We start from the raw sequence: 7,929 nt of genomic DNA, 5'->3' as shown, positions 1-7,929 counted from the left end.
CAAGGTCGTGTCCGCCTTCCAGACGACGACCAACAGCCCGACCGGCATGGTCCTCGACTGCATCCCGGTCATCCCGCCGGACCTGCGCCCGATGGTGCAGCTCGACGGTGGCCGGTTCGCGACGTCGGACCTCAACGACCTCTACCGCCGCGTCATCAACCGCAACAACCGCCTCAAGCGGCTGCTCGACCTCGGCGCGCCCGAGATCATCGTCAACAACGAGAAGCGGATGCTCCAGGAGGCCGTCGACTCGCTGTTCGACAACGGTCGCCGTGGTCGCCCGGTGACGGGCCCGGGCAACCGGCCGCTCAAGTCGCTGTCCGACATGCTCAAGGGCAAGCAGGGCCGCTTCCGGCAGAACCTGCTCGGCAAGCGCGTCGACTACTCCGGCCGTTCGGTCATCGTCGTCGGCCCGCAGCTGAAGCTGCACCAGTGCGGCCTGCCGAAGCAGATGGCCCTCGAGCTGTTCAAGCCGTTCGTCATGAAGCGGGTGGTCGACCTCGACCACGCCCAGAACATCAAGTCGGCCAAGCGGATGGTCGAGCGGTCCAAGCCGGTCGTGTGGGACGTCCTCGAAGAGGTCATCACCGAGCACCCGGTGCTGCTCAACCGTGCGCCCACGCTGCACCGACTGGGCATCCAGGCCTTCGAGCCGCAGCTCGTCGAGGGCAAGGCCATCCAGATCCACCCGCTCGTCTGCTCGGCGTTCAACGCCGACTTCGACGGTGACCAGATGGCCGTCCACGTGCCGCTGTCGGCCGAGGCCCAGGCCGAGGCCCGCATCCTCATGCTGTCGTCGAACAACATCCTCAAGCCGGCCGACGGCCGGCCGGTGACGATGCCGACGCAGGACATGATCACGGGGATCTTCCACCTGACCGACGCCGTCGACGGTGGCGGTCTGGGTGCCGGCCGAGCGTTCTCGTCGCCGGCGGAGGCTCGGATGGCCTTCGACCGCGGTGAGATCCAGCTCGGGTCGCTCATCAAGGTTCGGCTGCGCGACGTCGTGCCGCCGGCCGGGTTCGAGCTGGCCGAGGGTGTGGCGCCGGGTGAGGACGGGCTCGTCCCGTCGATCGTCGCCGAGACGACGCTCGGCCGCGTGATCTTCAACGTCACGCTGCCGGTCGACTACCCGTTCATCAACGAGCCGGTCGACCGCAAGCGCCTCTCGCGGATCGTCAACGACCTCGCCGAGCGCTACTCGAAGGTCCAGGTCGCGGCGTCCCTCGACGCCCTCAAGGAGGCCGGTTTCTACTGGTCGACCCGGTCCGGCTGCACCGTCGCCATCGGTGACGTCACCCTGCCGGGCAACAAGACCGACATCCTCGAGTCGTACGAGGCCAAGGACGCCAAGGTCCAGACCCAGTACGAGCGTGGTCTGATCACCGATGACGAGCGCCGTCAGGAGCTCGTCGAGATCTGGACGCAGGCGTCCAACCAGGTCGCCAAGGAGATGGAGACCAACTTCGCCCGGACCAACCCGATCTACCGGATGGTCAGCTCGGGTGCGGGTGGTAACTGGTTCCAGATCCGCCAGATCGCCGGTATGCGTGGCCTCATGGCCAACCCGAAGGGCGAGATCATCCCGCGCCCGATCAAGTCGAACTTCCGTGAGGGCCTGTCGGTGCTCGAGTTCTTCATCTCGACGCACGGTGCCCGCAAGGGTCTGGCCGACACCGCGCTTCGTACCGCGGACTCCGGCTACCTCACGCGTCGACTGGTCGACGTGTCCCAGGACGTCATCATCCGTGAGGACGACTGTGGCACGGAGCGGGGCCTGGTCCTGCCGATCGCGAAGATCAACGAGCTGACGGGGACGCGCACGCTGAGTGACATCGTCGAGGCCTCGGTCTACGCACGCACGCTGGCGGAGGACGTCACGGCGGAGGACGGCACCGTCCTCGCCGAGGCGGGCATCGACCTCGGTGACGTCGTCATCAACCAGCTCTACGCCGCCGGCATCGACCAGGTCCGGGTCCGCTCGGTCCTGACCTGTGACAGCCGCGTCGGCACGTGTGCGAAGTGCTACGGCCGCTCGCTCGCGACCGGCAAGCTCGTCGACATCGGTGAGGCCGTCGGCATCATCGCGGCGCAGTCGATCGGTGAGCCCGGCACGCAGCTGACGATGCGGACGTTCCACACCGGTGGCGCCGCGGCCGCGGACGACATCACGCAGGGTCTCCCGCGTGTCGTCGAGCTCTTCGAGGCCCGCACGCCGAAGGGCGTCGCGCCGATCGCCGAGGCGAGCGGCCGCATCGAGATCGAGGACACCGACAAGGCCCGCCGGATCGTGCTCATCCCGGACGACGGTTCGGACCAGCACGCCTACCCGGTCAGCAAGCGCTCGCGCCTGCTGGTCCAGGACGGCGACCACGTCGAGGTCGGCACCCAGATGGTGCAGGGTGCCATCGACCCGAAGCAGGTGCTGCGGATCCTCGGCCCGCGGGCCGCGCAGAAGCACCTCGTGGACGAGGTCCAGCACGTCTACCGCCAGCAGGGTGTGTCGATCCACGACAAGCACATCGAGGTCATCGTGCGCCAGATGCTGCGGCGCGTGACGATCATCGAGGCCGGCGACGCGGACCTGCTCCCGGGCGAGCTCGCCGAGCGTGGCCGCTTCGAGGAGGAGAACCGCAAGGTGATGGCCGAGGGTGGCCGTCCGGCTGCCGGGCGTCCCGAGCTCATGGGTATCACCAAGGCGTCGCTCGCGACCGAGTCGTGGCTGTCGGCCGCGTCCTTCCAGGAGACCACGCGTGTCCTCACGCAGGCCGCCATGGAGGCGAAGTCCGACCCGCTGCTCGGCCTCAAGGAGAACGTCATCCTCGGCAAGCTCATCCCCGCCGGCACGGGCCTGCCCCGCTACCGGAACACCACGGTGGAGCCGACCGAGGAGGCCAAGGCGGCGATGTACTCCCTGCCGAACTACGACGCCTACGACTACGCCGGTTTCGGCACGGGCTCCGGCGAGGCGATCCGCCTCGACGACCACGAGCTCGGTCTGGACCAGCTCTGACCAGCTGACCGGATAGTCCGTATGCCGCTGGGCTGGGACAGCGCACCACGCGCAGTCCCAGCCCAGCGGCCTTTCCATACCCCGGCGACCGGTCACAAAATTCCCGTCGAGCGGTCACAGAGTCCCCCTCGACCGGGCGGTGAGGTGCGCCGCCGCCTGCTCGGGTTAGTGTTTCTGGCATGACCGACGCCACCACGCAGCCTGCTCCGGAGCCCTCGTCCGCACCCAGCGAGCCGGCCCCGCGCACCGTCGTCATCCTCACCGAGGAGGCGCTGAAGCCGGTCGACGTCAAGAAGATCGTGGCGCTCCACGAGGACGAGCCCGCGACCTACCGGGTCCTCGTGCCCGCGGACACCGAGCGCAACGTCCTGGTCTCGCTGCTCAACCACCTCAGCCTTCTCGAGATGCGGGAGGCACTAGAGGCGCTCACGCCGGTCGACCGCGACGAAGCCGTCGCCGACGCCGACAGCGCCCTGCGCACCAGCCTGGCCGAGTTCGAGGCGGCTGGCGCGTCGGCCACGGGCGAGGTCACCGCCGACGACCCCATGCCGGCCGTCGAGGACGAGGTGAGCCGGCTCAAGGCGTCCGAGCTCGTCGTGGTCACCGAGCCGCTCGCCATCCAGGACACCTTCCACACCGACTGGGCCTCCCGTGCGCGGGAGACCCTCGGGGTGCCGGTGCTGCACATGTATGCCGGAGACTGGCGGCTCGGCTGACCGACGAGAGCGTGAGGACACGAGCGAGGTACGAGCGAGGCCCGGAGCGCCGAGGAGGTCAGCCAGAAGGCTCGGCTGAGGGCCAAGCGGCAGGTCACGTTCCCGGGGGAGCGGGGTAGGCGGCCTACCTCACTGGCCGGGCGACGAGCGGGGACGATTTGGTGCGCACCGGGGCGCGCCGGTACGCTTGAACACTGTGTCTGAGGCATGCCTACGGGCATGCTCCGTTCACGCGCGATGACGGCTCCGGTGCCCTGACGCGAGGTGGTCCTTGGGGGCGACCGTACGCGGATCATCACTGAGTTGCCAGAGCAAACCTTCCGCCGGGCAATCCACGACTGGACGATCACGACTGATCGGTCACGAATGGGGAGTGCAGGGGGGAGCACCGCGTCCGACACTCCCGACCTCGGGGGCCGGGCGCGAACAGACAAGGAGTCGGTCCAGAGCCTCGCGCCGCGGGCCGGCAGACAACAGCAACGTTATGGAGTAACCAGGTTGCCTACCATCAACCAGCTGGTCCGTAAGGGCCGCCAGGACAAGGCCGGCAAGGCCAAGACGCCGGCGCTGAAGGGCTCGCCCCAGCGCCGCGGTGTCTGCACCCGCGTCTACACGACCACCCCGAAGAAGCCGAACTCTGCCCTCCGCAAGGTCGCCCGCGTGCGCCTCTCGAGCGGCATCGAGGTCACGGCCTACATCCCGGGCGTCGGCCACAACCTGCAGGAGCACTCGATCGTGCTCGTGCGTGGCGGCCGTGTGAAGGACCTTCCCGGTGTCCGCTACAAGATCATCCGCGGCACGCTCGACACGCAGGGCGTCAAGGGCCGCAAGCAGGCCCGCAGCCGCTACGGCGCGAAGAAGGAGAAGGCCTGATGCCTCGTAAGGGACCCGCCCCGAAGCGCGCGCTCGTCGTCGACCCGGTCTACTCCAGCCCGCTCGTCACGCAGCTCGTCAACAAGATCCTCCTCGACGGCAAGAAGTCGATCGCCGAGCGCATCGTCTACGGCGCCCTCGAGGGCGTCCGCGGCAAGACCGGCACGGACCCGGTGCAGACCCTGAAGCGCGCGCTCGACAACGTCAAGCCCGCCATGGAGGTCAAGTCCCGCCGCGTCGGTGGTGCGACCTACCAGGTGCCGATCGAGGTCAAGCCGGGCCGCTCCACGACGCTGGCCCTGCGCTGGCTGGTCGGCTACTCGCGTCAGCGTCGCGAGAAGACGATGACCGAGCGCCTCATGAACGAGATCCTCGACGCGTCCAACGGCCTCGGCGCCGCGGTCAAGCGTCGCGAGGACACCCACAAGATGGCCGAGTCGAACAAGGCCTTCGCGCACTACCGCTGGTGACAGCACCCCGGGCCGTATGCCGCTGAGCTCGCTCCCTGCCCCGCGCGGACTCCGCGCGGGGCCGGGAAGGTCCGGTGGACGGCATACGTTCATCTGATGGAGCCCGCCTCGCGCACCGGCTCGCCCCTGATTTTCCAACGATGAGATGAGATAACGAACGTGGCACTCGACGTCCTGACGGACCTCAACAAGGTCCGCAACATCGGCATCATGGCGCACATCGACGCCGGCAAGACGACGACGACTGAGCGCATCCTCTTCTACACCGGTGTGAACCGGAAGATGGGTGAGACGCACGACGGTGCGTCGACGACTGACTGGATGGAGCAGGAGAAGGAGCGCGGCATCACCATCACCTCCGCCGCGGTGACCTCCTTCTGGAACGGCACCCAGATCAACATCATCGACACGCCCGGCCACGTCGACTTCACCGTCGAGGTCGAGCGGTCCCTGCGCGTCCTCGACGGCGCGGTCGCCGTCTTCGACGGCAAGGAGGGTGTCGAGCCCCAGTCCGAGACGGTGTGGCGCCAGGCGGACAAGTACGACGTGCCGCGCATCGCCTTCGTCAACAAGATGGACAAGCTCGGCGCCGACTTCTACTTCACCGTGCAGACCATCAAGGACCGCCTCGGCGCGGAGCCGCTCGTGCTCCAGCTGCCGATCGGTGCCGAGAGCGACTTCATCGGTGTCGTCGACCTGCTCTACATGCGCGCCCTGGTCTGGCCGGGCGACGCCAAGGGTGACGTGACGATGGGCGCCAAGTACGAGATCCAGGAGATCCCGGCGGACCTGCAGGCCCGTGCCGAGGAGTACCGCCAGGCCCTCGTCGAGCGCGTCGCCGAGTCCGACGACGACCTCATGGAGAAGTACCTCGGCGGCGAGGACCTCACGATCGAGGAGCTCAAGGCCGGCATCCGCAAGCTCACGGTCACCTCGCAGCTCTACCCGGTGCTCTGCGGCTCCGCCTTCAAGAACCGCGGTGTCCAGCCGATGCTTGACGCTGTCGTCGACTACCTGCCGGCGCCCGTCGACGTTCCGGCGATGATCGGCCACAAGCCGGGCCACGAGGACGTCGAGATCGAGCGTCACCCGAGCAAGGACGAGCCGTTCTCCGCGCTCGCCTTCAAGGTCGCCGCGCACCCGTTCTTCGGCACGCTCACCTTCATCCGGGTCTACTCGGGCCGGGTTGCCGCAGGCAGCCAGGTGCTGAACTCGACCAAGGGCAAGAAGGAGCGCATCGGCAAGCTCTTCCAGATGCACGCCAACAAGGAGAACCCGGTCGAGGAGGCCCTCGCCGGCCACATCTACGCGGCCATCGGCCTCAAGGACACGACCACCGGCGACACGCTCTCCGACATGGCCGACCCGATCGTCCTCGAGTCGATGACGTTCCCGGAGCCGGTCATCGAGGTCGCGATCGAGCCGAAGACCAAGGGTGACCAGGAGAAGCTCTCCACCGCCATCCAGAAGCTCTCCGCCGAGGACCCGACCTTCCAGGTCCACCTCGACGAGGAGACCGGCCAGACGATCATCGCCGGGATGGGCGAGCTGCACCTCGACATCCTCATCGACCGGATGAAGCGCGAGTTCAAGGTCGAGGCCAACGTCGGCAAGCCGCAGGTCGCCTACCGCGAGACGATCCGCAAGGCGGTCGAGAAGTACGACTACACCCACAAGAAGCAGACGGGTGGTTCCGGCCAGTTCGCGAAGGTCCAGGTGACCATCGAGCCGCTGACCGACACCGAGAGCGGCGAGCTCTACGAGTTCGTCAACGCCGTCACGGGTGGCCGTGTGCCGAAGGAGTACATCCCCTCGGTCGACGCGGGCATCCAGGACGCGATGCAGTACGGCGTGCTCGCGGGCTACCCGCTCGTCGGCATCAAGGCGACCCTCGTCGACGGTGCCTACCACGACGTCGACTCGTCTGAGATGGCCTTCAAGATCGCCGGCTCGATGGTCCTCAAGGAGGCCGTCAAGAAGGCGAACCCGGTCCTGCTCGAGCCGATGATGGCCGTCGAGGTCCGTACGCCCGAGGACTACATGGGCGACGTCATCGGCGACATCAACTCCCGCCGTGGCCAGATCCAGGGCATGGAGGACATCAGCGGCGCCAAGGTCGTCAAGGCCCTCGTTCCGCTGTCCGAGATGTTCGGCTACGTCGGTGACCTGCGTTCCAAGACGCAGGGCCGCGCGAGCTTCTCGATGGAGTTCGACTCCTACAACGAGGTCCCCAAGGCTGTCGCCGAGGAGATCATCAAGAAGACCCGCGGCGAGTGACCTCGGGAAATCCCGCTAGGCTCTGCTGCGGGATTCAACGAAAATCCAACCCCATCGCGCCACGTCCTGCCCTGGTCGTACGGCGTAGAACAAGAAAGTCCTAGGAGGACACCACAGTGGCGAAGGCAAAGTTCGAGCGGACCAAGCCGCACGTCAACATCGGCACGATTGGTCACATCGACCACGGCAAGACGACGCTGACGGCTGCGATCTCCAAGGTTCTGCACGACAAGTACCCGGAACTCAACCCGCAGTTCGCGTTCGAGGACATCGACAAGGCTCCTGAGGAGCGTCAGCGCGGTATCACCATCTCCATCGCGCACATCGAGTACCAGACGGAGAAGCGTCACTACGCTCACGTCGACTGCCCCGGTCACGCTGACTACGTCAAGAACATGATCACGGGTGCGGCTCAGATGGACGGCGCGATCCTCGTGGTCGCCGCCACCGATGGCCCGATGCCGCAGACGAAGGAGCACGTCCTCCTGGCCCGCCAGGTCGGCGTTCCCTACATCGTCGTGGCGCTCAACAAGGCCGACATGGTTGACGACGAGGAGATCCTCGAGCTGGTCGAGATGGA

Annotated in this window: 6 protein-coding genes; all 6 read left to right on the top strand. The window is 67.2% G+C overall.

Annotated elements, in window-relative coordinates:
* The coding region (gene rpoC, locus ACTHJJ_RS04160) for a DNA-directed RNA polymerase subunit beta' (protein WP_440301674.1) at nucleotides 1-3,013 on the top strand (3,013 nt) is incomplete at its 5' end.
* Nucleotides 3,014-3,192: 179 nt separating this feature from the next.
* On the top strand, nucleotides 3,193-3,729 hold the full coding sequence (locus ACTHJJ_RS04155) for a hypothetical protein (protein WP_440301673.1): 537 nt from the start codon (nucleotides 3,193-3,195) through the stop codon (nucleotides 3,727-3,729).
* Nucleotides 3,730-4,227: 498 nt separating this feature from the next.
* Complete coding sequence (gene rpsL, locus ACTHJJ_RS04150) at nucleotides 4,228-4,602, top strand: 30S ribosomal protein S12 (RefSeq protein ID WP_440301672.1); 375 nt, start codon at nucleotides 4,228-4,230, stop codon at nucleotides 4,600-4,602.
* The gene (gene rpsG / locus ACTHJJ_RS04145) at nucleotides 4,602-5,072 is read left to right on the top strand and encodes a 30S ribosomal protein S7 (protein WP_440301671.1); all 471 of its coding nucleotides are present in this window, start codon (nucleotides 4,602-4,604) and stop codon (nucleotides 5,070-5,072) included. The genes rpsL and rpsG overlap by 1 nt, the downstream gene beginning before the upstream one ends.
* A gap of 159 nt (nucleotides 5,073-5,231) precedes the next feature.
* Complete coding sequence (gene fusA, locus ACTHJJ_RS04140; RefSeq protein ID WP_440301670.1) at nucleotides 5,232-7,349, top strand: elongation factor G; 2,118 nt, start codon at nucleotides 5,232-5,234, stop codon at nucleotides 7,347-7,349.
* Between the two features lie 116 nt (nucleotides 7,350-7,465).
* A partial coding sequence (locus tag ACTHJJ_RS04135) for a GTP-binding protein (RefSeq protein WP_440301669.1) occupies nucleotides 7,466-7,929 on the top strand: 464 nt, incomplete at its 3' end.

The organism is Intrasporangium sp. (assembly GCF_051961875.1).
GTDB lineage: Bacteria > Actinomycetota > Actinomycetes > Actinomycetales > Dermatophilaceae > Intrasporangium_A.
Note: the sequence above shows the minus strand (reverse complement) of the source record. Positions and strands in the feature narration are given on the sequence as shown.

Coding starts and splice junctions, on each gene's coding strand:
- rpsG (WP_440301671.1), top strand. CDS start 4,602: ATGCCTCGTAAGGGACCCGCCCCGAAGCGCGCGCTCGTCGTCGACCCG.
- ACTHJJ_RS04155 (WP_440301673.1), top strand. CDS start 3,193: ATGACCGACGCCACCACGCAGCCTGCTCCGGAGCCCTCGTCCGCACCC.